The organism is Rhizobium freirei PRF 81, assembly GCF_000359745.1.
Classification (GTDB): Bacteria; Pseudomonadota; Alphaproteobacteria; order Rhizobiales; family Rhizobiaceae; genus Rhizobium; species Rhizobium freirei.
The window spans coordinates 35791-59933 of record NZ_AQHN01000077.1 but is presented as its reverse complement, the minus strand read 5'-3'; the positions used below and the strand labels follow the sequence as shown (position 1 = coordinate 59933).

At 60.8% G+C, this 24143-nt stretch carries 23 protein-coding genes; 13 read left to right on the top strand and 10 right to left on the bottom strand.

Features of this window, described 5'->3' with window-relative positions:
• Positions 1-154 precede the first annotated feature (154 nt).
• Positions 155-1513: an esterase-like activity of phytase family protein gene (locus RHSP_RS20780; protein WP_004122249.1), complete on the top strand. Its 1359-nt coding sequence runs from the start codon at positions 155-157 to the stop codon at positions 1511-1513.
• A gap of 67 nt (positions 1514-1580) precedes the next feature.
• Here RHSP_RS20780 and ppx read toward each other — a convergent pair whose 3' ends face one another.
• The 4 genes from ppx to RHSP_RS20760 form a co-directional block, all read right to left on the bottom strand.
• On the bottom strand, positions 1581-3101 hold the full coding sequence (gene ppx, locus RHSP_RS20775) for an exopolyphosphatase (protein WP_004122246.1): 1521 nt from the start codon (positions 3099-3101) through the stop codon (positions 1581-1583).
• An 11-nt stretch (positions 3102-3112) separates the two neighbouring features.
• A complete protein-coding gene (locus tag RHSP_RS20770; protein ID WP_004122243.1) occupies positions 3113-5314 on the bottom strand; it encodes an RNA degradosome polyphosphate kinase in 2202 nt (733 codons plus the stop codon).
• A 76-nt stretch (positions 5315-5390) separates the two neighbouring features.
• Positions 5391-6104 carry a DnaA regulatory inactivator HdaA gene (hdaA, locus tag RHSP_RS20765; protein ID WP_004122241.1) on the bottom strand — a complete coding sequence of 238 codons (714 nt, stop codon included), beginning with the start codon at positions 6102-6104 and terminating at the stop codon, positions 5391-5393.
• Positions 6105-6106: 2 nt separating this feature from the next.
• Complete coding sequence (locus RHSP_RS20760) at positions 6107-7237, bottom strand: AI-2E family transporter (protein ID WP_037153436.1); 1131 nt, start codon at positions 7235-7237, stop codon at positions 6107-6109.
• Between the two features lie 222 nt (positions 7238-7459).
• Here RHSP_RS20760 and purM point away from each other — a divergent pair, with 222 nt between their 5' ends.
• Together purM and purN are read left to right on the top strand one after the other, a co-directional pair.
• On the top strand, positions 7460-8533 hold the full coding sequence (purM, locus tag RHSP_RS20755) for a phosphoribosylformylglycinamidine cyclo-ligase (RefSeq protein ID WP_004122237.1): 1074 nt from the start codon (positions 7460-7462) through the stop codon (positions 8531-8533).
• On the top strand, positions 8530-9201 hold the full coding sequence (gene purN / locus RHSP_RS20750) for a phosphoribosylglycinamide formyltransferase (protein WP_004122235.1): 672 nt from the start codon (positions 8530-8532) through the stop codon (positions 9199-9201). Before purM ends, purN begins: the two co-directional genes overlap by 4 nt.
• Before the next feature lie 3 nt (positions 9202-9204).
• On the opposite strand, the gene RHSP_RS20745 is transcribed toward purN, so the two are convergent.
• The 3 genes from RHSP_RS20745 to RHSP_RS20735 all read right to left on the bottom strand — a co-directional run bounded on the left by RHSP_RS20745 (position 9205) and on the right by RHSP_RS20735 (position 13235).
• On the bottom strand, positions 9205-10374 hold the full coding sequence (locus RHSP_RS20745; RefSeq protein ID WP_037153431.1) for an alpha-D-ribose 1-methylphosphonate 5-triphosphate diphosphatase: 1170 nt from the start codon (positions 10372-10374) through the stop codon (positions 9205-9207).
• A 147-nt stretch (positions 10375-10521) separates the two neighbouring features.
• Positions 10522-11115: an NUDIX domain-containing protein gene (locus RHSP_RS20740; protein WP_004122230.1), complete on the bottom strand. Its 594-nt coding sequence runs from the start codon at positions 11113-11115 to the stop codon at positions 10522-10524.
• Complete coding sequence (locus tag RHSP_RS20735) at positions 11112-13235, bottom strand: molybdopterin-containing oxidoreductase family protein (RefSeq protein WP_200863285.1); 2124 nt, start codon at positions 13233-13235, stop codon at positions 11112-11114. Before RHSP_RS20735 ends, RHSP_RS20740 begins: the two co-directional genes overlap by 4 nt.
• An 81-nt stretch (positions 13236-13316) precedes the next feature.
• Here RHSP_RS20735 and RHSP_RS20730 point away from each other — a divergent pair, with 81 nt between their 5' ends.
• Together RHSP_RS20730 and RHSP_RS20725 are read left to right on the top strand one after the other, a co-directional pair.
• Entirely contained in the window at positions 13317-14168 is an 852-nt protein-coding gene (locus RHSP_RS20730) for a 23S rRNA (adenine(2030)-N(6))-methyltransferase RlmJ (RefSeq protein ID WP_004122224.1), read from the top strand.
• Between the two features lie 33 nt (positions 14169-14201).
• The gene (locus RHSP_RS20725; protein ID WP_037153428.1) at positions 14202-14795 is read left to right on the top strand and encodes a glutathione S-transferase; all 594 of its coding nucleotides are present in this window, start codon (positions 14202-14204) and stop codon (positions 14793-14795) included.
• Between the two features lie 11 nt (positions 14796-14806).
• On the opposite strand, the gene RHSP_RS20720 is transcribed toward RHSP_RS20725, so the two are convergent.
• Positions 14807-15706, bottom strand: coding sequence for a LysR family transcriptional regulator (locus RHSP_RS20720; protein WP_037153425.1), 900 nt, complete (start codon positions 15704-15706; stop codon positions 14807-14809).
• A gap of 123 nt (positions 15707-15829) precedes the next feature.
• Between RHSP_RS20720 and RHSP_RS20715 the strand changes: the two genes are divergently transcribed.
• Complete coding sequence (locus RHSP_RS20715) at positions 15830-16672, top strand: oxidoreductase (RefSeq protein WP_004122220.1); 843 nt, start codon at positions 15830-15832, stop codon at positions 16670-16672.
• 71 nt (positions 16673-16743) lie between these two features.
• Here RHSP_RS20715 and RHSP_RS20710 read toward each other — a convergent pair whose 3' ends face one another.
• Positions 16744-17376, bottom strand: coding sequence for an outer membrane protein (locus RHSP_RS20710; RefSeq protein ID WP_004122217.1), 633 nt, complete (start codon positions 17374-17376; stop codon positions 16744-16746).
• Positions 17377-17741: 365 nt separating this feature from the next.
• Between RHSP_RS20710 and RHSP_RS20705 the strand changes: the two genes are divergently transcribed.
• The 5 genes from RHSP_RS20705 (at position 17742) to RHSP_RS20685 (ending at position 22074) form a co-directional block, all read left to right on the top strand.
• On the top strand, positions 17742-18509 hold the full coding sequence (locus tag RHSP_RS20705) for an SDR family oxidoreductase (protein WP_004122213.1): 768 nt from the start codon (positions 17742-17744) through the stop codon (positions 18507-18509).
• Positions 18506-20548 carry an excinuclease ABC subunit UvrC gene (gene uvrC, locus RHSP_RS20700; protein WP_037153422.1) on the top strand — a complete coding sequence of 681 codons (2043 nt, stop codon included), beginning with the start codon at positions 18506-18508 and terminating at the stop codon, positions 20546-20548. Before RHSP_RS20705 ends, uvrC begins: the two co-directional genes overlap by 4 nt.
• 209 nt (positions 20549-20757) lie before the next feature.
• Positions 20758-21345, top strand: coding sequence for a CDP-diacylglycerol--glycerol-3-phosphate 3-phosphatidyltransferase (gene pgsA, locus RHSP_RS20695; protein WP_004122205.1), 588 nt, complete (start codon positions 20758-20760; stop codon positions 21343-21345).
• Positions 21345-21599, top strand: a complete 255-nt coding sequence (gene moaD / locus RHSP_RS20690; protein WP_004122202.1) for a molybdopterin converting factor subunit 1 — start codon at positions 21345-21347, stop codon at positions 21597-21599. The genes pgsA and moaD overlap by 1 nt, the downstream gene beginning before the upstream one ends.
• A gap of 4 nt (positions 21600-21603) precedes the next feature.
• The gene (locus RHSP_RS20685; RefSeq protein WP_004122198.1) at positions 21604-22074 is read left to right on the top strand and encodes a molybdenum cofactor biosynthesis protein MoaE; all 471 of its coding nucleotides are present in this window, start codon (positions 21604-21606) and stop codon (positions 22072-22074) included.
• Between the two features lie 3 nt (positions 22075-22077).
• On the opposite strand, the gene RHSP_RS20680 is transcribed toward RHSP_RS20685, so the two are convergent.
• Positions 22078-22974, bottom strand: a complete 897-nt coding sequence (locus RHSP_RS20680; RefSeq protein WP_004122195.1) for a branched-chain amino acid ABC transporter permease — start codon at positions 22972-22974, stop codon at positions 22078-22080.
• Between the two features lie 66 nt (positions 22975-23040).
• On the opposite strand from RHSP_RS20680, the gene RHSP_RS20675 reads away from it, so the two are divergent.
• Positions 23041-23589: a CGNR zinc finger domain-containing protein gene (locus RHSP_RS20675; RefSeq protein ID WP_004122193.1), complete on the top strand. Its 549-nt coding sequence runs from the start codon at positions 23041-23043 to the stop codon at positions 23587-23589.
• Positions 23586-24107 (top strand): hypothetical protein, encoded by a 522-nt coding sequence (locus RHSP_RS20670; protein WP_004122190.1) that lies wholly within the window; start codon positions 23586-23588, stop codon positions 24105-24107. The genes RHSP_RS20675 and RHSP_RS20670 overlap by 4 nt, the downstream gene beginning before the upstream one ends.
• The last annotated feature ends 36 nt before the right edge of the window (positions 24108-24143 follow it).

The window sequence follows — 24143 nt, the reverse complement described above, 5'->3', positions numbered from 1 at the left end:
TCATTGGCTGCGCATCGATATCGGTACACGCGTTAGCTTCACACCCTATGGGTTGTCCACAGTCACCAAATCTTCACCTAAGCGTTAATTCGCGGATATGGCTCGCCTGTTAAGCGGGGGTGTTTTCGCCACTCCCCACCAACAAGGTGACATGATGACCCGAATTCTTTCCGCCTCCACGGCACTCTTCATTCTGCTTGCCGCATCGGCCCAGGCAAATGAGCAGCAGTTCAAGGCAAAGCTCGTCGGCCAGGCTATCCTGCCGGCCAACACCATTGCCGCGGCTCCTGCCGATGCGTCCGAATTCCTGAAGACCTCCGGCAAGTTCACCACGCCGGATCGCAAGCGCACCGAGGCGCTCGGCACCGTACCGGGCAAGGATGGCGCCCGCATCACCGACGTGAAGCTGCCCTTCGCCGGCCAGCCGATCCAGGGTTTCTCAGGCATCAAGACCATGCCCGACGGCACGTTCTGGACGCTCTCCGACAACGGCTTCGGCTCCAAGCAGAACTCCAGCGACGCCATGCTCTTCCTGCACCAACTCAAGTTCGATTGGGATAGCGGCAAGGTCGAAGTCGTCAAGAACCTGTTCCTGTCCGATCCGAACAAGAAAGCTCCCTTCCCAATCGTCATGGAAGGCGCCGACAAGCGCTATCTGACCGGCGCCGATTTCGACATCGAATCGATCCAGCCGGTCGCCGACGGCTTCTGGATCGGCGAGGAATTCGGCCCCTACCTGCTGAAGTTCGATACGAACGGCCAGCTGACGGACGTCTTTGCCACGACGCTTGACGGCAAGCCTGTCATGTCCCCCGACAATCCGCTGCTGCAGCTGCCGGGCAACCCGACGCAGAAGATGCCGGCCTTCAACCTGAAGCGCTCTGGCGGCTTCGAAGGTCTCGCCATGTCCAAGGACGGTTCCAAGCTCTATGGTCTGCTGGAGGGCCCGATCTACAAGGAAGACGGTCAGGTGGAGAATGTAGACGGCAAGACGGCCATCCGCGTCATCGAATTCGACGTCGCTTCGAAGAGCTGGACCGGCCGCAGCTGGCTGTACCCCTTCGCCGACAAGGGCATCGCCATCGGCGATTTCAACATGCTCGACGAAACGACGGCCCTGGTCATCGAACGTGACAATGGCGCCGGCACGAAGGACAAGGCTTGCGCCGATCCCAAGCAGCCGAAGCCGGATTGCTTCGAGGCTCCGGCCGAGCTGAAGCGCGTCTACAAGATCGAGTTCAGCGACGCCAATGTCGGCAAGTCCGTTCGCAAGATCGGCTATATCGACCTGATGCGCATCGAGGATCCGGACCACAAGCGCCGCCAGGGCGGCGGCGAAGGCTTCTACGACATGCCTTTCGTCACCATCGAGAATGTCGACCGCGTCGATGCCACGCACATCGTCATCGGCAACGACAACAACCTGCCCTTCTCGGCAGGCCGCGCCGTCAACAAGGCTGACGACAATGAATTCAGCCTGCTTGAAGTGGGTGATTTCCTGAACGCGAAGTAAGCAGCGACGAAACCGCCTCTCCCTGCGATGCGGGGAGAGGCTTCAGGCCCGCTGGAAGCAGGCAGATTTATTCGAAGCAGAAAGCCAGCCGGCGGTTCGTGAGCTTGCCGAGCTGCTGCAAGCGGCCCTCGAGCCTCTCACCGGCAAAATCGTGATATTCAGAGGGAACGACGAATTCGAGATCGAAATCCGGGTTTGTCGAACGGCGGAACGACAGGTTGCGCACGATCCCCGGCATCGATGCCGAAAACAGATAGACGACCCTCAACAGGCCGCCGAGAAGCTTCGCCCGTTCGATGTAGAGCGGCGTGGCGATCGTCGCCAGCGGCTCGGTCGCGCCGTCGTCGTTCAACCCCTCGAAACGATAGTAGTTGGCAAGCGCAATGAAGGCGCGGCCGGCATGGGTGATACCGACGAAGGACGTATGGGCGATGATGTTCAGCGCCTGCAAGCCTCGATAGTCGGGATGGGCACGCCAGCTGATATCGGCAAGCAGGCAGGCTGCCTGGCGATAACGGCTTTCCTCTTCCGTCTCGGTGATCCCGAAGAACGGCATCATCCGGCCGGTCCATTCCGCAAGCTCGCGGGCATGCTCCGGCGAACGGGCACGCAGGATGGCAAGCTCGCCCGAGGCCACCAGCAACGGATCACCATGGCGCTCCACCTCCGTCAGCAACGAATAGAGATAGCCTTCGCGCACACCCTGTGCGGAAAAGGAGATGATGGACGGCTTCATGGCCGTCAGCACTTCGCGCATGGCGACGGCGCCGAAGGGCAGCAGCAAACGGCGATGCTTGGAAACGGCTTGGAAGGCCGGATCCTTCGAATCCTTTGATTCGACGATCTGATCCAGGAAGCGCACCATCTCGTCGAGCTGGACTTCGTAGCCCTGCATCATGTGCAGCGGATATTTGCGGAGTTCCATATGCAGCTTGGCGATATTTCGCCATGTGCCGCCGACGGCGTAGAAGGTACGGCCCTCGCCCTTGCTCAAGAGCTTCGCCGTCTTGACGTGCTTGCGCGCGAAGCCGCGCGCCTTATCGAGCGAGCCGCCGGCATATTCGGACAGGCGCAGACCGCCGAGCGGCAGCGTGATGCCCTTGCCGATCTCGCGGTCCTTGATGTCGATCAGCTCTAGCGAACCGCCGCCGAGGTCGCCGGCGATGCCATCCGGATGGAAGAAGCCGCTGATGATGCCGAGCGCAGAAAAGCGCGCTTCTTCTTCGCCCGAAAGCACACGCACCTTGCGCTGCAGGATGGTTTCGGCCTGATGGATGAATTCGGGGCCGTTGCTGGCTTCGCGCGCCGCTGCGGTCGCGAGCACATAGATGGTCGACGCGCGGGCCTGGTCGGAGAGCGCCTTGAAGCGATGCAATGCGGCAAGGGCCCGGCCGACGCTTTCCTCATCCATCTTCCCGGTCAGTGCTATGCCTTTGCCGAGGCCGCAAAGCACTTTCTCGTTGAAAAGAATGGTCGGAGACCGCGAGTGGCCTTCATAGACGACGAGACGGACCGAGTTCGACCCGATATCGACAACGGAGACAGGGGCAATACCGGGAAGGCGCCCCTGGGCTTCTGATTCAACCATGCAGGTCCAGTTTATTTGTTGCGGCCCGACAACAGCCCAGCGATCAGTTTCGGCGCACTGGATTTCAAGGCTTCACCACGGCCGGACAGGCTGGGATTGGTCATGAAATACTGCTGCGCATTGAATGGCTCTTTTCCCTGGCGCACTTCCATGCGCCGTGAAGTACCGTCCGGCAATATCTCGTAGCTCTGTTGATTGTCAATGATATTGCCCAGCATGATCTGTGAAAGCACCTGTTCATGCACGGTCTTATTGGTCAGCGGCACGAGGGTTTCGACGCGGCGATCGAGATTTCTGGGCATCATGTCGGCTGAGCCGATATAGACCAGCGCCTTTTCCGACGGCAGGCCCTGACCGTTGCCGAAACAGAAGATGCGGCTGTGCTCGAGGAAGCGGCCGATGATCGACTTGACGCGGATTTTCTCGGAAAGACCGGGCACCTGCGGACGCAGGCAGCAGATGCCGCGCACGACGAGGTCGATCTCGACGCCGGCATTGCTGGCACGATAGAGCGCGTCGATGATATCGGGATCGACGAGCGAATTCATCTTCATCCAGATCGCCGCCGGCTGGCCGCTCTTGGCGTGCTCGATCTCACCCTCGATATGCTGGAGGATGCGGCTGCGGAGCGTGTAAGGCGAAACCGCGATCTTCATGTCGTGCTCCGGCTCGCCATAGCCGGTGATGAAGTTGAAGATGTTCGCCATGTCATGAGCGATCTTCGGGTCGCAAGTGAAGTATGAGAGGTCGGTATAGATCTTGGCAGTGACCGGATGGTAGTTGCCGGTGCCGAGGTGGCAATAGGTCCGCAGCTTACCGTCCTCGCGGCGAACGACCATCGACATCTTCGAATGGGTCTTGAGTTCGATGAAGCCGAAGACGACCTGCACGCCGGCGCGCTCCAGGTCGCGCGCCCAGCGGATGTTCGCCTCTTCGTCGAAGCGGGCCTTGAGCTCCACCAGTGCAGTGACGGATTTGCCCATGTCGGCGGCATCGATCAGTGCGCGGACGATCGGACTATCGTTGGAGGTACGGTAGAGCGTCTGCTTTATCGCCAGAACGTCAGGATCGCGCGCAGCCTGGAGAAGGAACTGGACCACCACGTCGAAGGACTCGTAGGGGTGGTGGACGACCATGTCCTTTTCGCGGATGGCGGCGAAGCAATCGCCGGCGTGCTCACGGACGCGCTCAGGAAATCGGGCGTTGTAGGGCTCGAAGCGCAGATCATCGCGCGGCGCCTTGCAGATTTCAGACAGCGTGTTGAGCGCGAGCAGACCCGGCAGAACCGCAATGCGGTTTTCCGGTACGTTCAGCGATTCCACCACGAACTGGCGAAGCTCGAGCGGCATTTCGGAATCGGTCTCGATACGGATCACGGAACCGCGGCGGCGGCGCTTCAGCGCGGTTTCAAAGAAGCGCACCAGGTCTTCGGCCTCTTCCTCGACTTCGATATCGCTGTCGCGGATGATGCGGAACGTACCAGAGCCCTGCACTTCATAGCCGGGATAGAGCCGGTGAATGAAGATGTTCACGACATCTTCAAGCGTAATGTAGCGGATGACGTTGCTCGCATCCGGCAGGCGGACGAAGCGGTCGAGGGCCGGCGGCAGGCGCAGCAGAGCCGTCATCGGCTCGCGGCCGTTCATGCTCTTCAGCTGCAGCGCGATCGAGAAGCCGAGGTTCGGAATGAAGGGGAAAGGATGCGCCGGGTCGATGGACAGCGGCGTCAGAACCGGGAAGATCGCCTGCTCGAACTCGGTGTGCAGCCACTGGCGATCGGCATCGGAAAGCGCGGCCGGGCGGACGATCAGAATATCTTCCTTGGCGAGATATTGCTGCAGGACGGCGAGCGATGCCTGCTGCTCCATCTGCAGATTGTCGATCTCGCGCAGGATGTCGTCGAGTTGCTCGGCGGGCGTCTTGCCGTCGGGCGTGCGCACGAGGATCTTCTGGCGGACCTGACCTTCGAGGCCGGCGACGCGCACCATGAAGAATTCATCGAGGTTGGCGGCGGAGATCGAGAGAAAGCGCACCCGCTCCAGCAGAGGATGGGCGGTGTTCAGCGTCTCTTCAAGGACGCGGCGATTGAACTGCAGCCAGGAAAATTCACGGTTGATGAAGCGCTCGGGGCTGGTCAGCAGCTCGCTGACGGAAGGTGCTGCCTCCGGGGCCTGCTGGTTGGCATCCTGATGTTCCGTGAGTGCCGAGTCCATGTTCCACCTACCCTCTTTCTAATCTTGTGCCACGTATATCAGTTTGACGACGGAACTGTGACAGTTCTGCATCAACTCAATCCGGCTGACCGGCGCTGCCCAGCTCATTCAAGACTTCGGCGGCCAATACGCGCGTGATCCTCGTGCCTCGCGCCAGCGCCAGCCGGTCCAAACGGTCGACGATCAGCTGCGCCGCATTCATCGAGCGCTCCATCCGATTGACGATATAAAGAACAAGTTTGTCATCGATATAAAGCTGGCGGTCGGCGAAGAGTTTCACGATGATCTGCGACAGCAGTTCCTCGTCGGGCTCTCCGATCTCGACGACCGTTGCCGCCTTCAGACGGGAGCGCAGATCGGGAAGCGCGACCGGCCAGGACATCGGCCAGAGACGCGTCGTCATCAGCAGGCTCGTGCCATTCTCGCGGACGCTGTTGATGACGTGGAAGAGTTCCGTATCGTCAAAACCCAGGCGATCCACATCCTCGAAAATGACCGGACCGTCCGCGGCAATAACGGCCGCATTGGAGCCTGCCATGGGATGAATGGGGGTTGCGTCGCATCTCTCGCTCCAGATGCTGGCGAGATGCGATTTTCCCGAGCCGACGGGACCGGCCAGAATGACGACCGGCGACGGCCAGTGCGGCCAGGAATCGACGATCCTCACGGCCGCGCTCAGCGGATCGGCGACGAGCAGATCGTCTCGGCCGCTTGCGGGGTCGTGCGTAAAGGCCAAGGGTAGCTGTTCGGCGGCCCTGCGCCTCAAATCAGCATTCTTTGCGTCGGTCATGTCTAGCTGTTCTCGGATTTGCCGGCCTTGGCTCTGCGCGCCCGGCCAGCTTCCGAGCGTCCATGATAGAGATCGCTCTGAAGGTACCGCGAAAGGGCAAAGCGGACAAGGACGCCGCAGGCGGCTGCGGCCGGAACCGCGATCAGCAGCCCGACGAAGCCGAAAAGCGCGCCGAAGGCGAAAAGCGCGAACATCAGCCAGACCGGATGCAGGCCGACGCTTTCGCCGACGAGCTTCGGCTGCAGCACATTGCCTTCCAGGAACTGGCCGGTGAAGAAGACGACGAGCGTCAGGCCGACCCACAGGTAATCGGGCCAGAACTGAACGAGCGCCACGCCAACGGCCAGAACGAGGCCGACCATCGACCCGACATAGGGAATGAAGCTGATCATGCCGGCGAACAGGCCGATCAGAAGACCGAAGTTCAAGCCGACGAGCGAGAGGCCGACGCCGTAATAGACGCCGAGGATGATGCAGAGCGAGCCCTGTCCCCGGATGAAGCCGGCAATCGCCTGATCGATCTCGCGAGCGATCTGGCGGACGGTGGCGACATGGTCGCGCGGGATCCAGTCGTCGACCTTGGAGATCATCCGGTCCCAATCGAGCAACATGTAGAATGCGACGACGGGCGTGACGACCATCAGCGAGATGATGTTGGCCAGCGCCTTTCCGGAGCTCCAGATCTGAGCGAACAGCCCGCCGACGAAGCTCAGCCCATCCGACATGATGCTGGAGAAATTGTCCTTGATGGCTCCAAGCTGATTGCGGATCCAGTCCGGCAACACCATCGTCTGTGCCTTGGCGACCAGCTGCTGCACCTGTTGCACATAGGTCGGTATATGCTGAATGAAATCGTTGAACTGGTTGACGATGATCGGGATGAAGATCGTCAACGCCAGCGCGAAGATCAACACGAAGGATACCAGGATTACCACCGTCGCCATCAGACGGTTAAGGCCGATCCGCTCCAGCCGGTCGGCGACCGGATCGAGAAAATAGGCAACCGCCATGCCGGCAATGAACGGCAGCAGGATGGTGCTGAAGACATAGACAAAGGAGACGAAAGCGACGAGCACGATCACCCAGAAGATGACTTGACGCTTGAGGCTCGCCCCGCTGACCTTTTGCTCCATCGTCTTCCCCGTTGCTTCCAGCCCGTTTGCCGTGTGCTTAGGACATAGGATGACGCCGCAATTATGGTCAAGCCTGAGGCCGGAAATCTGCGCTCGACGATGGGAAGCGGGGAAAATCGCGGTGTTTGCGGCGCTTGCGCCTTGCATAAAGGCCCCTATCATGCAATGGCGACCCGATGAAAGCCCTGTCATAATGGACAGGCGGCCATCGGAGGCGGAAGCATGAGCCAGTCTGGAAAAAACGGTCTGACCTATAGCGACGCGGGCGTCGATATCGATGCCGGCAACCTGCTCGTCGAAAAGATCAAGCCTGCCGTCCGTTCGACGCGCCGGCCTGGCGCCGACGGCGAAATCGGCGGCTTCGGCGGCCTCTTCGACCTCAAGGCCGCAGGCTTCACCGATCCGGTGCTGGTCGCTGCCAATGATGGCGTCGGCACCAAGCTGAAGATCGCGATCGACGCCAACTATCACGACACCGTCGGCATCGATCTGGTTGCGATGTGCGTGAACGATCTAGTCGTCCAGGGCGCAGAGCCGCTGTTCTTCCTCGATTACTTCGCCACCGGCAAGCTCGATCCCGACCAGGGTGCGGCGATCGTCGGCGGCATTGCTGCAGGCTGCCGCGATGCAGGCTGCGCATTGATCGGCGGCGAAACGGCTGAGATGCCGGGCATGTATTCCCATGGCGATTACGATCTGGCGGGCTTTGCCGTCGGTGCCGCCGAACGCGGCCAGCTGCTGCCGTCTGGCGATATTGCCGAAGGTGACATCATCCTCGGCCTCGCCTCCTCCGGCGTCCATTCCAACGGTTTCTCGCTGGTGCGCAAGATCGTCGAGCTTTCCGGCCTCGGCTGGGATGCGCCGGCTCCCTTCGCAGAAGGCAAGGCGCTCGGCGAAGCGCTGCTGACGCCGACGCGCATCTATGTGAAGCCGCTGCTCAAGGCCATCCGCGAAACCCATGCTCTGAAAGCGCTTGCCCACATCACCGGCGGCGGCTTTCCGGAGAATATTCCGCGCGTGCTGCCGAAGCATCTGGCGGCTGAAATCGACCTGACGGCCGTCAAGGTTCCGCCGGTCTTCTCATGGCTTGCCAAGGTCGGCGGCGTCGAGGCCAAGGAAATGCTGCGCACCTTCAATTGCGGCATCGGCATGATCGTCGTCGTCGCTCAGGAAAACGTCGAGGCCGTGAAGGCCGCACTCGAGGCCGAGGGCGAAGCCGTGGTGACGCTCGGCCGGATGATCCCCCGCGAAGAAGGCGCCCACGGCACCGTCTACAAGGGCACGCTGGCTCTATGACCACGCCGCGCAAACGCGTCGTCGTCTTCATCTCGGGCGGCGGCTCCAACATGCTGGCTCTTCTGCAAGCCACGAAAGCGGCTGACTATCCGGCCGAGATCGTCGGCGTCATTTCCGACAAGGCCGATGCAGGCGGACTGGCAAAGGCTGCGGCGGAAGGTATTGCGACCTTCGCCTTCGTGCGCAAGGAATTTGCCAGCAAGGAAGCCCACGAAGAGGCAATCCTGGCGCAACTGGAAGCCCTCTCGCCCGACATCATCTGCCTTGCCGGCTATATGCGGCTTCTTTCCGCGCGTTTCATCCAGGCTTATAAGGGCCGGATCATCAATATCCATCCGTCGCTGCTGCCGCTTTTCCCCGGCCTGCACACGCATCAGCGCGCCATCGACGCCGGCATGCGCGTCGCCGGCTGCACCGTGCATTTCGTCACCGAAGGTATGGATGAAGGCCCGGTCGTCGGCCAGGCCGCGGTGCCTGTGCTGACCAACGACACCGCCGATAGCCTCGCCGCCCGTGTGCTCACGGTCGAGCACCAGATCTATCCGCAGTCGCTGCGGCTGGTGGCGGAAGGCAAGGTCACGATGGAAGCCGGCCGGGCCGTGAGCCTTGCCGAGACATCTGCCACCCAAGGGCGGCAGATCGTGTCACTGCTCGGCGACAGAAGCTAACTTTCAAGCTGCCATCGCCATCAGCGGATGCAGCGTGCCGTCGCTATAGACGACGCGGCCGCCGCGGAAGGTTGCGCGGATGCGATGAACCGAACCGGGCTCGACGGCAACCAGATCGGCAAGCTGGCCGACGGCGATTTCACCGCGATCCTTGAGGCCGGCCGAGCGGGCGGCATTGGAAGTTGCCGTCGCAACTGCCGCCGGTAGGCCGTCGGCAACAACATCGGCAATCTTGAAGATCGCCGGCACGAAGGCGGCCGGGTGATAGTCGGCTGCGATAACGCCGAGCAGGCCGGCACGGGCCGCATCCAGAGCGCTGAGATTGCCGGACATCGACTGGCCGCGTAGTGCGTTGGGCGCACCCATGAGCGTCCAAAGACCACGGCGGCAGGCTTCTTCTGCGGCCGGGCCGGTGACTGGAAACTCGCTGATCGTCACGCCGAGATCGTGCATTGCCGCCACCTTCTCGGCGCTGTCATCGTCATGCGAAGCCAGCGAAAGCTTATGCTTCAGCGACAGTGCGACGACATCATGCAGCTTGCGCTCGATCTCCGGATCCTGGCGCTGCGCAATACGCGTTGCCACAACTTCCTCGGCGGCCTCGCGCGACATGGAGCGGCGCTCGGACATGCTGCGGATATAGCTTTCGATGTCGTTATATTGGCCCTGCCCCGGCGTGTGATCGGTCAGGGAGACCATGTCGACAGAGCCCTCCTCCAGCAACCGCTCCAAGGTCGAAGCCGCGCCGAGATTGGTGATTTCGTAACGGGCATGGACGCGATGGTCGATCAGGAGTTCGTCGCGCAGACTGCCGATGCCACGGATGACCGCCGAGGTGGTTTCGAGCGAACGGACGTGGCCGTAGACGCTTTCGGTCGCAAAGGAGAGTGCCGCAAAAGCGGTGGTGACGCCGGCCGCCGCCAGCTTCTTGTCGAGCTCGTGAATACCGAAATCGATCGGCATCATCGCGTTTGGCCGCGGCGCGATCTCGCGCTCGATCATGTCGCAGTGCAGGTCGACGAAACCCGGCATCAGCAGGCGTCCACCACCGTCGAAGGTTGGCTGCTCCACCGGCTCGGAGCGGATTTCGGTAATCACGCCGTCCTCAACGCGCACCGCGCCCTTTTCGACGACTTCACTGGGAAGAACGAGCGTGAAATTGCTGAGCCACATCGGCTTTCTCCTGAAACAGCGTCCATGATCGAAGGAGGCTCGAAAACATTCGAATGTTTTCGGCCGGCACGCCCGGGTAAGCTCGATTCGTGACATTGTGATGAATGAGGAGCTGAGTTTTCAACAAAGCTCCCGATCACTCAGCGTCTATCGCAAAGTCGCGACGTTCAACGTTGCCCATTGCAGCAGCATGATCGTCTTGGCGTCATAGATATCGCCGCTCTCGATCATCGCCATGGCTTCCGCCAGCCGCACTTCCAGCACCTCGATATCCTCATGCTCCTCGGCAAGCCCGCCGCCATCGGCAACACGATCGGAGGTATCGATCACGGCGGCGAAGAAATGGATGATCTCGGTAATGGCCCCCGGTGAGGTCATCGCCTTGAAGAGGAAGCGGACATCGCGCACGCGGAAACCGGTCTCTTCCATGGCCTCGCGGCGGATGGCGGCTTCCGGATCGTCGCCATCGAGCAGGCCGGCGGGCACTTCGATCATCCAGGCAGGTTCGCCGACAAGCTGGGCCGGCAGACGAAACTGCCGAACGAGCACCACCGTTTCCCGCTTGGGATCATAAAGCAGGATGCAGGCGGCCGGCGTGCGATGATAGACCTCGCGCTTCAGGCGATGCTTTTCGCCGCGTGAATCCGTGTAGTCGAGATCGAAGCTGCTCAGCCGCGTCCATTGATCCGCCAGCGTCTTTTCGCTGACGATTTCGGCTTTCGCCTTTTCGAATTTAGTCATGCCATATCCTTGCGGAGCCATACCTTGTTGTCGTGAACAGCCGCGCCGCCATAGGGCGCGACCGGATCGGCGCCGGTGAGCACGTTGATGCCCTCGCCGTCGACATGGGCCTTGTTCGGCCACAGACCTTCGGCGATCAAGACGCCCGGCTTCACTTCCGTCGTCACGCGCGCATGAATACGGATATCCCCTCTTCCATTGCCGATGCGAACCAGTTCGCCATGGGCAATATCGAGCGCTTCGGCATCGGCCGGATTGATCATCACTTCGGGACGACCTTCCTTCTGCCGCGACGTCTTGGTTTCCGCGAAGCTCGAATTCAGGAAATTGCGCGATGGCGAGGTCGCAAGCCGGAAGGGATGCTCGGGATCGGCCACCTCGATCACGTCGACCTGATCCGGAAACTCGGGCAGCTCGACATGCGGCCCAAGCAAGCCGACCGACGCAGGCGGGCGGTTCGGCGCCGGCTGGTTGGTCCAATCCGGGCGGAAGCGGAACTTGCCGTCAGGATGGGCGAACCCATTGATGAAATGGGCCTCATCGAAATCCGGCTGGCGATCGAACCATTTGTGCTCGAGGAAATAATCGTAATCCGGCAATCCGCTCCTCGACAGTACCCTGTCGATCATCTCGCGCGCGGAGAAGCCGAAGCCCGGGCGATCGGCAACACCAAGACGTTTGGCCAGTTCTTCGATGACGAAAAGGTTGCTGCGAACCGTCGGCGGCGGCTCGACAAGCTTCGGGCCGAGAAGGATGTGGTTCTGGCCGCCGGCGCGATAGATATCGTCATGCTCGACGAACATGGTGGCGGGGATGACGATATCGGCCATCTCGGCCGTATCGGTCATAAACTGCTCGTGTACCGCCACGAAAAGATCGGAGCGGGCAAAGCCGCGCTTCACCAGCCGCTGTTCGGGCGCGATGTTCACCGGATTGGTGTTCTGGATCAGCATGGCGGTCACCGGGCCGCGATGGCGCAGCGCCACGGCATCGCCGGTCAAGGCGCGGCCGATCTGCGACTGATCTATCATGCGGATATCCTGATCCTTCATGGCGCGGCCGGTCAGTTCGCTCGCGTCCATGCGGAAGATATCACTGTTCGAATGAAAGGCGCCGCCGCCTTCATACTGCCAGGAGCCGAGAACGGTGGCGATTGAGGCCGCTGCATGCATGGCGACCGCGCCGTTGCGCTGGCGGGTGAAGCCGTAGCCGAGACGAAAGTAGGTCTTCTTCGTCGTTCCAACGAGCTTGGCGAAGGCTTCAATCTCGTCGACCGAAAGACCGGTGATATCAGCGGCCCATGCCGGGGTCTTCGACTTCAGGTGTTCTTCGAGGCCGGCGGGATCGTCGGCATATTTGGCCATATAGGCGCGGTCGGCATAGCCGTCGCGGAAGGCGATGTGCATGACGGCGCAGGCAAGTGCCGCATCCGAGCCCGGCCTGACGATCAAGGCCATGTCGGCCTGCTTCATCGTCGGATTGTCGTAGATGTCGACGACGACGATCTTGGCGCCGCGTTCCTTGCGGGACTTGATCGCATGGGTCATGACGTTGACCTGTGTCGCGACCGCATTCGTACCCCAGATAACGACGCAATCGGTGCGGCCCATCTCGCGCGGATCGGGGCCGCGCAGCACGCCCGTCGCCATGGTGAAGCCGGTCCAGGCCGGGTTGGTGCAGATCGACGAGAAGAAGCCGGAATAGCGCTTGGCGTGGCGGAGGCGCTCGATGGAATCGCGCTGCACCCAGCCCATGGTGCCGGCATAGAAGTAAGGCCAGATCGCCTCGCTGCCATCTTTGGCTTCGGCCTTGACGAAGGCTTCGGCGATTTCGTCCAGCGCGTCGTCCCAGGAAAGCTCCTGCCAGCGCCCCTCGCCCTTGGCACCGGCGCGGCGCAGCGGCTTCATCAGCCGATCGGGGTGATAGAGCCGCTCGGCGTAGCGCGCGACCTTGGCGCAGATGACGCCCGAGGTGTAGGAATGGTCGTTGGCGCCGCGGACCCGGCCGATCCTGCCGTCTTCCGTCAGATCGACCTCCAGCGCGCAGGTGGAGGGACAGTCATGCGGACAGGCGGTGTGGCCTATGCGCGATTTGGCTTGGATGGGGGTCGCAATGTTCATGATGTTTGTATATTTCAAGCGATGTCCGGCCACTAGAGACAATCCGGCCCATCTCAACAATTCATGCGGACTTCACCGACAATGAACTATCGGCACATCTACCACGCAGGCAATTTCGCCGATGTACTGAAACATGCCGTTCTTGCGCGCCTCGTCCGCTACATGCAGAACAAGGACAAGGCATTTCGCGTCCTCGACACGCATGCCGGCATCGGTCTTTATGATCTGTCGTCCGAAGAAGCGCAGAAGACGGGCGAGTGGCGCGACGGCATCGGCCGGCTGCTGGAGGCGGAGCTTGTGCCGCAGGTGGCCGAGCTGCTGGAGCCCTATCTTGCCGCCATCCGCGAATTGAACCCCGAAGGCGGCGTCGGGCTCTATCCCGGCTCGCCGAAGCTCGCGCGCATGCTATTTCGCCCGCAGGACCGGCTCTCGGCAATGGAACTGCATCCGGACGATTTTCAGCGGCTTCACCGGCTGTTCGAGGGCGATCACCACGCGCGCATCACCGAGTTGGACGGCTGGCTGGCGCTCGGAGCGCATCTGCCGCCAAAGGAAAAACGCGGCATCGTGCTCGTCGACCCGCCTTTCGAGGAAGAAGGCGAATATGAGCGGCTGGTCGACGGCCTGGCAAAGGCCTGGCGGCGTTTTCCGGGCGGCACCTATTGCCTCTGGTATCCGATCAAGAAGGATGCGCCGATCAAGCAGTTTCATGAAGCTTTGCACGCGCTGGAAATTCCGAAAATGCTTTGTGCCGAGCTCAGCATCAAGAGCGACCGCGGCTTTACCGGCTTGACCGGTTCCGGCCTCATCATCGTCAATCCGCCTTTCACGCTAAAAGACGAGCTGCATGCGCTGCTGCCTGCCTTAAAGGACATGCTGGCGCAAGACCGCTTCGCCTCGCAGCGCGCCTTCTGGCTGCGCGGCGAACATTAGATTTCTTTCCGCACATACCCCACAGGTGATTTCATGAGACTTCTTTGCTCGTCCACCTCCCCCTTCTCCAGCAAGGTGCGCATGGCGGCGCGCCATCTCGGCATCGAGCTCGAGGAAATCCATGTCGACACGAATGCCGGGCCGGCACTGCTGATCGACAACAACCCGCTCGGCAAGATCCCGACATTGCTGACCGGCAACGGCGAAGCAATCTTCGACAGCCGCGCCATCATGCACTATTTCGACCGGCAGGAAGGCGGGCTCTATCCATCGAAGAAGGGCAAGCGCACCGAAATCGAAGTTCTGGAAGCGCTGATCGACGGCACCAACGAATGCCTCCTGTCGATCGTCTACGAGCGCCGCTTTCGCGAGATGGAAAAACAGCACCAGCCCTGGATCGACCGGCAGTGGACGAAGGTCCGCCGCGCTCTTACCCACCTCGATGCCGAGCCGCCGAAAATCGGCAAGAAGCTCTATGCCGGCCATTTCGCGCTTGCCGCCCTCATCGGCTACTTGCAGCTTCGCTTCGAAGGGCAATGGGAAGCGGACTATGCGGGATTAGTCGACTGGGCCTACAAATTCGAGAAGCATTTCCCGGATTACCCGGCCATGAAGCCGCAAGCCTGACGACGCCCGGCTTAGCTCCGTTTGACATCGCCAGCCTTCACGAAATCGACGAAAGCGCGCAAGGCCGTCGGCAACTGCCGGCGGCTCGGATAATAGAGGAAGAAGCCGGGATAATAGGGGCACCAATCCTCCAAGATGCGGATCAGTCGGCCGTCTTCCAAAGCTGGCAGCGCGTAATCTTCAAACAGGAAAGCAAGGCCGGAGCCATTAACCGCGGCGTCGAACATCATGTCGAGATCGCCGAGCGTCAGCGGCCCCTGTACCTCGATTTCCAGTTCGATACCTCCACGTTCGAATTCCCAGCGATAATAGGCGCCGCTTGGAAAACGGTAGCGGATGCAAGGGTGATCTTTCAGGTCGTGCGGCGTGACCGGTTTCGGGAAACGCTGAAAATGTTCGGGCGCGCCGACGATCGCCGTCCGCTGACGGGGGCCGATGGCGATGGCTATCATATCGGCGGCGATACTTTCGCCGAGCCGGATCCCAGCGTCGAAACCGCCGGAGACCGTGTCCACCAGCGCATCGTCCACCACGACCTCCATTTCCACGTTGGGATAGGCGCTCAGGAACTTTGACACGATGGGCAGCAACACCCTCTTGGCGGCGCGTGGGGCATTGACGCGGAGCTTGCCGTAGGGCTGGCCGCGGAATTTATCGAGATCCTCCAGCGCGTCATCGATGTCCAGAAATGCCGGGCGGATGCGATCGAACAAGCGCTCGCCGGCCTCGGTCAAGCCGACGCCGCGGGTGGTCCGATTGACCAGCCGCACATCCAATCGTTCCTCGATCGCACGTAATGAATGGCTGAGCGCAGATGCGGTCACGCCAAGCTCCACCGCGGCCTTGCGAAAGCTGCGATGTTGAGCAATCGCCAGGAAGATTGACAGATCGGTAGAACGGATGCGTCGCATTAATGAGATTTTCTCAGCACTTCGTAGAGAAGAAGGTAGATTATCTCAACGATGCCATCAAGCTACCTTTCTCCTGCAAGCAAATTCCATCCACGGATTTGCAAACCGACAAAGGAGAAAATCATGCGCGTTTGGTTCATCACGGGTGCATCCCGCGGCTTCGGCGCCCTTATCACCCAGGAAGCCCTCATCGCTGGCGACGCCGTCGTTGCCACAGCCCGCAACCCTGCCGGCCTGGCGGAGAAGTTCGGCAATCATCCGAACCTACTTGCCATCGGTCTCGACGTGTCGAACGAGATACAGGCCCAAGAAGCTGCGGCAGCCGCCGTCAAGCGCTTCGGCAGGGTCGACATCCTCGTCAACAATGCCGGATACGGACTTCTGGGCGCGGTCGAGGAAGCGACCGCCGAGGAAATCGAGAAGCTCTATGCCACCAACGTCTTCGGCTTGCTGAAGGTGACCCGCGCCATCCTGCCGCATATGCGCCGGCAGCGTTCAGGCCATGTGATCAACATGTCTTCGGTCGGCGGTTATCAGAGCTTTGCCGGTTGGGGCGTCTATTGCTCGACGAAATTCGCGGTCGAAGGCCTGTCCGAGGCAATGGCGGCGGAACTGCAGCCGCTCGGCATCAAGGTCACGGTCGTCGAACCCGGCTTTTTCCGCACCGACTTCCTCGACGAAAGCTCGCTTGCCGTCAGCCCAAGCTCGATTGCCGACTACAGGGACACGCCTGCCGGGGCGATGCGCGATTTCGCCGCTGGTCATAACCATGGCCAGCCCGGCGATCCCAAACGGCTGGCAAAGTCGATGATCGCGCTTGCACATGCGGCCAACCCGCCGCTGCGCATGCCTTTCGGCTCCGATACAGTCGGCGCGATCGAGGCCAAGAATGAATATGTCGCCGAGGAACTGGACGCCTGGCGCGAGCTGGCGGTGTCGACGGATTTCCCAAAGGACGCCGCATAATATTCAGGCGCAGAAAACAAAAAAGCCGGGGCGAAACCCCGGCTTTTTCTTCAGGTTATGCCTGCAGATGATCAGAACTTGACGCCGATACCGACCTTGACGCTCTGCTCGTCGAAGCCGCGCGAGAAGCTGCCCGAGTCGAGATTGAAGGTCTTCTTGCCGTAGTCGGTGTAACGGTACTCGAGACGAGCCGTGATGTTGTTGGTGATGAAGGTTTCAGCACCTGCACCGACCGTGTAGCCGACAGCCGTCTTGCTTTCAGACGAGGTAGCGTCTTCGAGCTTGTTCTGGCCGATTGCCAGACCGGCCGTGCCGTACAGCATGAACGGGTTGAAGTCGTAACCGAGGCGGCCGCGAACCGAGCCGTTGACGCCGTTCTTGGCGGTCAGGCCGTTACGGCTCGTTTGAGAGTCGGCGTAACCGAGGTCGGCTTCAACACCGTATACGATCTGGCCCTGCTGCCAGTTGTAGCCGGTGTAGGCACCGCCGCCGAAGGCGTAGCTATTGCCGGTACGGTTGAAGTGACCTTTGTTCCAGTCGCCTTCGCCACCGATGTAGAAGCCAGACCAGTTGTTGACGGCCGGAGCTGCTTCCTGGGCGACGGGCGGCTGCGGAATCTGCTCAACGGCATCGGCAGCGTGAGCTGCAGTGAAACCGCCGAGAGCGAAAGCGGAGACCATAAGGGTCGTTACGAGAGTACGCATACTTTTCTCCTTTCAGTCCCGTGAGCTTCGTCTACTGTCTTTGACTTCGAAGCGTCACGAGCAATTAAAAAACACATCCCTCCCGGATCGAGGTTGAAATTGAATGGCAAATGAGGAATTGGAAGAGCCAAAATATGATTTCATTGTGGCACAGACATGGCTGAATTTCGATGTTGCTTCACCGCAACAGACGAATTATTAACCATAACCAATGGTTAAAGTGTGTATACTTATTTTAATCTAAATATACTTCAAGTTTTACATAAGTGCCGTCAAGAGCGTCACTTGCAGCGGCATCTTTTCATAAGGTGTATCCACGCCCTATATGATCATCGATTGGGTAACGATGAGCAAAAGGCGATCTCTTGAGCCAGGAAAAACTACGCGCGGCATTGATAACGGGCGCCTCCAAAAGAATAGGCCGTGCCATCGCCGAGGATTTGTCGGCCAACGGCTTCGCTGTGGCGCTGCATGCTAACAAGTCCTTCGACGAGGCTGCGGAGATTGTGGCGAAATTGCAGCAACGGGGCAGAAAGGCGATTGCGATCAAGGCCGATCTGCAAAATTTGGACGAGACGTCAACCCTCGTCAAAAAGGTCAACGATGCGCTCGGCCCGCTTGATCTGCTGGTCAACAATGCCTCGGCCTTCATCGGCGATTCCGCCGACCGGTTCGACGCCGAAGCCTTCGAGGCGCATTTCGCGGTGCATGTCCGCGCGCCGTCGATTCTGGCTGCCGATTTCATGCGGCAGCTTCCAGAGCCCTATCCGGGGCTGATCGTCAATATCATCGACCAGCGGGTCTGGGCGCTCACCCCGCGCTTCTATTCCTATACATTGTCAAAGGCCGCACTCTGGGCGGCTACGCAGACGATGGCGCAGAGCTTCGCTCCCCGCATCCGTGTCAATGCGATCGGTCCCGGCCCAACCGTGCGCAGCGTGCGGCAGACGGAAGAGGACTTTCAGGCGCAGATCGACGGCCTCATATTGAAGGCGGCGCCGGGGCTCGAAGAATTCGGCCGCACCGTCCGCTTTCTTTTTGACACGCCCTCGATCACGGGCCAAATGATAGCGCTCGACGGCGGCCAGCATCTTGCCTGGGAAACGCCCGATGTGGCGGAGAGTGCGGAATGAATGGACGAAAGCTGCCTGACGGCGGCATTCTCTACGACGAATCGGAAGACATGGAAGACGACATCGAGGTGGAGGGCGATGCCGCCGCCTCCCCCGTTGCGCCCGTCGACTGGAACGAGGGCGGCAAGAACGAGACCGGGCTTCGCGGCGCGGAACTCATCGCCGAATTCGTCAAGCGGCTGCCGAACAATCCCGGCGTCTACCGCATGTTCAACGAAGCAGGCGACGTGCTTTATGTCGGCAAGGCGCGGAACCTGAAGAAGCGCGTCGCCAATTATGCGATGGGCCGGGTTCATTCCAACCGCATCGCCCGCATGGTGCGTGAAACCGCCAATATGGAATTCGTGACCACCCGCACGGAGACGGAAGCGCTGCTGCTGGAAGCGAATCTGATCAAGCGCTTGCGGCCGCGCTTCAATGTGCTGCTGCGGGACGACAAGTCGTTTCCTTATATTCTGATCACGGGCGATCAGCGCGCGCCGGCCATCTTCAAGCATCGCGGCGCTCGCGCCCGCAAAGGCGATTATTTCGGCCCCTTCGCCTCGGCGGGTGCCGTCGGCCGTACCATCAATTCGCTGCAGCGCGCATTCCTGATCCGCACCTGTGCCGACAGCGTCTTCGAGACACGCACCCGCCCCTGTCTGCTCTACCAGATCAAGCGCTGTTCCGGGCCCTGCACGCATGAGATCAGCGATGCGGGCTATGCGGAACTTGTGCAGGAGGCGAAGGACTTCCTCTCCGGCAAGAGCCAGAACGTCAAGGCGCATATGGCCGAGGCGATGAACGCCGCCGCCGAGGATCTCGATTTCGAGCGCGCCGCTGTCTTTCGCGACCGGCTGGCTGCGCTTTCGCATGTGCAGAGCCACCAGGGCATCAACCCGGCCGGCGTCGAGGAGGCCGACGTCTTCGCCATCCACCACGAGGGCGGCATTTCCTGTATTCAGGTCTTCTTCTTCCGCACCGGGCAGAACTGGGGTAACCGCGCCTATTTCCCGAAGGCCGATCCGTCGCTCTCGGGCGCTGAAGTACTGAATGCCTTCCTGGCGCAATTCTACGACGACAAGCCGGTGCCGCGTCAGATCCTGCTTTCGGAGACGGTCGAGGAAATCGATCTGCTTGCAGCAGCGCTCGGCGAGAAGGCTGGACATAAGGTGGCGATCCTGGTGCCACAGCGCGGCGAGAAGCGCGATCTGGTCGATCATGTCGTCGCCAATGCCCGCGAGGCGCATGGCCGCAAGCTGGCGGAGACGGCCTCGCAATCGCGGCTGCTCGAAGGGTTCAAGGAAACATTCCAGCTTCCCTACGTGCCGCAGCGCATCGAGATCTACGATAACTCCCACATCATGGGGACAAATGCCGTGGGCGGCATGGTCGTGGCCGGGCCGGAAGGTTTCGTCAAAGGCCAGTATCGCAAGTTCAACATCAAATCGACCGACATCACGCCCGGCGACGATTTCGGCATGATGCGCGAAGTCATGACCCGTCGCTTCTCGCGGCTGCTGAAGGAAGAGGGAAAGCCCGACCGCACTATTGCCGTTGAGTCTGCCGGAGCCGATGCGGCCGACCAGCCCTTCCCCGCCTGGCCCGACATCATCCTCATCGACGGCGGCCAGGGGCAGATGACGGCCGTGCGCGCCATTCTCGAGGAACTGGGAATCACCGACAGCGTCATCGCCATCGGCGTCGCCAAGGGTGTCGATCGCGATGCCGGGCGCGAGCGCTTCTTCGCCCCTTCGCGCGAAAGTTTCACGCTGCCGCCGCGCGATCCGGTACTCTATTTCATCCAGCGCATGCGCGACGAAGCCCACCGCTTTGCCATCGGCTCGCATCGCGCCCGGCGCAAGAAGGAGATGGTGAAGAACCCTCTCGACGAGATCGGTGGCATCGGGCCTTCGCGCAAGCGGGCATTGCTGCAGCATTTCGGCACCGCCAAGGCCGTTTCGCGCGCCGCGCTCTCCGATCTGATGGCCGTGGAAGGCATATCGGAGGGTGTGGCTCGGCAGGTCTATAACCATTTTCATGAAGACGCCGCGAAATAGAAAATCCCGGTCGCAAATTCCACGCAATAGCGGTGAAAAAACAGAAACAATGTTGACGATAAGCTAGTCAAACCATCATCTAGGCATGGCCCCAAAAAGCGCGGAGCGGTTTTTGGACCAGGTCACGCTCAATCAAATGGCTGGGACGAGATGAGACTTGAATAGAGGCTCACCGAGACCGCAGAGACAAACGAGACGAAACGATTTCCATGGCTTCGCGCGCTTACAGCATTCCCAATCTGCTCACCTACGGCCGCATTCTCTGCGTACCCCTGATCGTTTTGTGCTTCTTCATCGAAGGCAAGCTGGAAGGTTCCGATTTCGCGCGCTGGGTCGCGCTGTGGATCTTCGTCATCGCCTCGCTCACCGATTTCCTCGACGGCTACCTCGCGCGCATCTGGAACCAGACCTCGAATATCGGCCGCATGCTCGATCCGATTGCCGACAAGCTGCTGGTCTCCGCGATCCTGCTGCTGGTGGCCGCCGACGGCACCATTGCCGGCTGGTCGCTCTGGGCAGCCATCATCATCCTCTGCCGTGAAATCCTGGTCTCGGGCCTGCGCGAATATCTGGCGGCCCTGAAGGTCAGCGTTCCCGTGACCCGCATCGCGAAATGGAAGACGACCGCCCAGCTCGTGGCCATCGCCTTCCTGCTGGCTGGGCCGGCGGGCGACAAGGTGCTACCTTATACGACGGAGATGGGCATCGGCCTGCTCTGGATCGCGGCGCTTTTGACCATCTATACCGGCTACGATTATTTCCGCGCCGGGCTGAAGCATGTCGTGGATGAAGAATGATGACCAAGCTCGTCTATTTCGCCTGGGTGCGTGAGCGGATCGGCAAAGCCGAAGAGGAGATTTCCCTTCCGGCCGATGTCGTGACCGTCGGCGATCTCCTGAGTCATTTGAAGGGCTTGGGCGAAGAATACGAGGCTGCACTTCAATTCCCTCAGGCGATCCGGGTCGCCATCAATATGGAACATGCCGATCACGACGAGCCGATCGCCGGGGCGCGGGAGATCGGGCTCTTCCCGCCGATGACCGGAGGGTAAGCTGATGAGCGTACAGCCGCTTGTCCGCGTTCAACGCGAGGATTTAGATCTTCAGACGGAAATCGACCGGCTGACGAACGGGCGGCACGATATCGGCGCCGTCGTCACTTTCTCCGGGCTTTGCCGCGATGAAGGCGGCACGCTCGGAGCGCTCGAACTCGAACATTATCCCGGCATGGCGGAGGCAGAGATCGGCCGCATTGCCAATCTCGCCATCGAGCGCTTCGAGCTTCTCGGCCTGACGGCCATCCATCGCTACGGCAAGATTGCGCCCGGCGAGAACATCGTGCTCGTCATCGCCGCTGCGCCCCATCGGCAAGCGGCTTTCGACGGTGCCAATTTCGTCATGGATTTCCTCAAAACCTCCGCCCCGTTCTGGAAGAAGGAACATGGCAAAGACGGTGCGGAAGGCGGCTGGGTTTCGGCCAAGGATGCCGACGATGCAGCCCGCGCCAAATGGGCCGAGGACAAATAAGCCTCAGGGCACCACCCTTTCCCGCCGGCTCAGCACCAGCAACAGCACGAGCACCGAGAACATGACGAAGTCTCGCCACAGGAACGGGCCGTAAGCGCCCCACATGGTCTCTGAGAGACCAAGAAGTGCCGCGCCACCCGCCGACTTCAAAGGGTCGGAATAGCCGCCGACCGCGGCGATCATCAGCACCTTGAGCCCGAACATCAGCCCTGCCCCGAAATCCATCGTTCCGTAGTAGGACGTGGCCAGCAGGCCGCAGATGGTCGCAACCAGCGCGGACGCGACATAGGCGAGCAGAAAGACGCGATTGGCGCTCGTACCGCAGAGCTCGGCGGCAAGCACGTCATCGGTCACCGCCCGCCAGATTCGCCCCCATCCCGTACATCTGAGGACAAAGGCGCCTGCGAGGATGACAAGGAGCATCAGCGCCGTATTCAGCAGCTGGATTTCCGTCAGTGTCACCCGGAAGCCGTCATTATCCCAGAAGACGATCGCGTCGTTCAGAAGGGGCGGCAGCCAGATGCCGCGTGTATTGGAGGCAAGCCGCGCGGTTTCCATCAGGATGATCATCACGCCCAGCGCGGCGACGATGACGGTGTTCGGCGATTTCCGCGACAGCGGCAGCATGATCGCCCGGCCGACGAGAAAGCTGGTGCCGAGCGTATAGCTGACGGCGACGATGGCGCCGAAGGTGAAAGCCGCCGGCAAGATCAGATACATTCTCGTGTAGCCGACATCGGTAAAGAGCACGAGCATCTGGCCGGCAAAGGCGAACAGCGCGCCATAGGTGATGTCGGCCCGCTTCATCACTCCGAACGCGATGGAATAGCCGAAGGCCAGCGCCGCATAGAGTGCAGCTATCGGAACGGCATTCGCCAATTGCTGCAGAAGATAGGCCATCCACCCCTCCGAAGAACTAGCAAATAGTAACTGGCAAAATGAATTTTACCAGTTATAATTTTCGCCATGAGCTTTTCCTGGACCCCACATCGTTTTTCCGGAGGCGCGCTGGCGCTCGATGTCGCCAACAGCGTGATCCTGCGCCATGACGACGAGCGCCGGATCGACCGTTTCGAGACGGCGGGGCAGATGGAAAGCTTCCCGAAGGCGGCCGCTAATTTCTGCGCCGAACGGGCGCTTTTCGGCGATATCCTGCCGGTGCAGCGGGAAAACAGGGCCGACTTCATCACGATGCGCGAGACGATCGACCGCTACTTCCGGGCGCGCGTTCTGGGCGAGGCCGCAGAGCTGCTTCTTGCCGATCTGCTTGCCGCATTGGCGAAGGTGCTGAAGCGCGCCGCAGCCGGCGGGCTTGATGCTGCGACGGTGCATTCGACGCTGCGCCTCATCGCCATGCCCGATCCGGAACGGATGAAAATATGCCGCAACTGCGGCTGGCTCTTCATCGACCGCAGCAAGAACAAAAGCCGCGCCTGGTGCGACATGGCGGTCTGCGGCAACCGCGCCAAAGCCAGCCGGCACTACCGGCGCAAGAAGGAGGAGACGGCGCCATGACAATGCGAAGCATCATACTGACAACGATCAGCGTCGGGATAATCACCAGCCTGACGCTCGCCGGCTGCCAGAGGAAGGACGATGAAGGCCCGACCCAGCTCACCGGCCGGATCTTCGTGTTCAACTATCGCGTGGCGAGCGCGACCTATATGATCACGCTTAAAAAGATCGCCCCGATCCCCGAAGGAACAACGGCGGTTGCGGAATTCGAAAATCCTGCCGGCGGCGATCCACTGGTGATCCACGAGAAGATCTACTCCTTCTGGGAAAAGATCACGCTCGAAAGCCCGGATCTGCGCTGCGTGCGCAAGGATCGCCCCTACTCCGTCTCGATCAGGCTGGTGGATGCCAGCGACAAGACGATCCAGACCATCAAGACCGAGGTCAAATCCGATCTCGACCAGACCGTATTGCCGACGAAGCCGCTCGTCGTCGGGCCGGTCTACACGGCCAATCCGGATGTCTTCAAGAGCGACGGCAGCGCCGATTATGGACATGACACCGCCTGCCCGGCATGAAGGCAGCGGCGAGTGCCTAGACATATTTTTTGGCTT

Coding starts and splice junctions, on each gene's coding strand:
- RHSP_RS20780 (WP_004122249.1), top strand. CDS start 155: ATGACCCGAATTCTTTCCGCCTCCACGGCACTCTTCATTCTGCTTGCC.
- ppx (WP_004122246.1), bottom strand. CDS start 3,101: ATGGTTGAATCAGAAGCCCAGGGGCGCCTTCCCGGTATTGCCCCTGTC.
- RHSP_RS20770 (WP_004122243.1), bottom strand. CDS start 5,314: ATGGACTCGGCACTCACGGAACATCAGGATGCCAACCAGCAGGCCCCG.
- hdaA (WP_004122241.1), bottom strand. CDS start 6,104: ATGACCGACGCAAAGAATGCTGATTTGAGGCGCAGGGCCGCCGAACAG.
- RHSP_RS20760 (WP_037153436.1), bottom strand. CDS start 7,237: ATGGAGCAAAAGGTCAGCGGGGCGAGCCTCAAGCGTCAAGTCATCTTC.
- purM (WP_004122237.1), top strand. CDS start 7,460: ATGAGCCAGTCTGGAAAAAACGGTCTGACCTATAGCGACGCGGGCGTC.
- purN (WP_004122235.1), top strand. CDS start 8,530: ATGACCACGCCGCGCAAACGCGTCGTCGTCTTCATCTCGGGCGGCGGC.
- RHSP_RS20745 (WP_037153431.1), bottom strand. CDS start 10,374: ATGTGGCTCAGCAATTTCACGCTCGTTCTTCCCAGTGAAGTCGTCGAA.
- RHSP_RS20740 (WP_004122230.1), bottom strand. CDS start 11,115: ATGACTAAATTCGAAAAGGCGAAAGCCGAAATCGTCAGCGAAAAGACG.
- RHSP_RS20735 (WP_200863285.1), bottom strand. CDS start 13,235: ATGAACATTGCGACCCCCATCCAAGCCAAATCGCGCATAGGCCACACC.
- RHSP_RS20730 (WP_004122224.1), top strand. CDS start 13,317: ATGAACTATCGGCACATCTACCACGCAGGCAATTTCGCCGATGTACTG.
- RHSP_RS20725 (WP_037153428.1), top strand. CDS start 14,202: ATGAGACTTCTTTGCTCGTCCACCTCCCCCTTCTCCAGCAAGGTGCGC.
- RHSP_RS20720 (WP_037153425.1), bottom strand. CDS start 15,706: ATGCGACGCATCCGTTCTACCGATCTGTCAATCTTCCTGGCGATTGCT.
- RHSP_RS20715 (WP_004122220.1), top strand. CDS start 15,830: ATGCGCGTTTGGTTCATCACGGGTGCATCCCGCGGCTTCGGCGCCCTT.
- RHSP_RS20710 (WP_004122217.1), bottom strand. CDS start 17,376: ATGCGTACTCTCGTAACGACCCTTATGGTCTCCGCTTTCGCTCTCGGC.
- uvrC (WP_037153422.1), top strand. CDS start 18,506: ATGAATGGACGAAAGCTGCCTGACGGCGGCATTCTCTACGACGAATCG.
- pgsA (WP_004122205.1), top strand. CDS start 20,758: ATGGCTTCGCGCGCTTACAGCATTCCCAATCTGCTCACCTACGGCCGC.
- moaD (WP_004122202.1), top strand. CDS start 21,345: ATGACCAAGCTCGTCTATTTCGCCTGGGTGCGTGAGCGGATCGGCAAA.
- RHSP_RS20685 (WP_004122198.1), top strand. CDS start 21,604: ATGAGCGTACAGCCGCTTGTCCGCGTTCAACGCGAGGATTTAGATCTT.
- RHSP_RS20680 (WP_004122195.1), bottom strand. CDS start 22,974: ATGGCCTATCTTCTGCAGCAATTGGCGAATGCCGTTCCGATAGCTGCA.
- RHSP_RS20675 (WP_004122193.1), top strand. CDS start 23,041: ATGAGCTTTTCCTGGACCCCACATCGTTTTTCCGGAGGCGCGCTGGCG.
- RHSP_RS20670 (WP_004122190.1), top strand. CDS start 23,586: ATGACAATGCGAAGCATCATACTGACAACGATCAGCGTCGGGATAATC.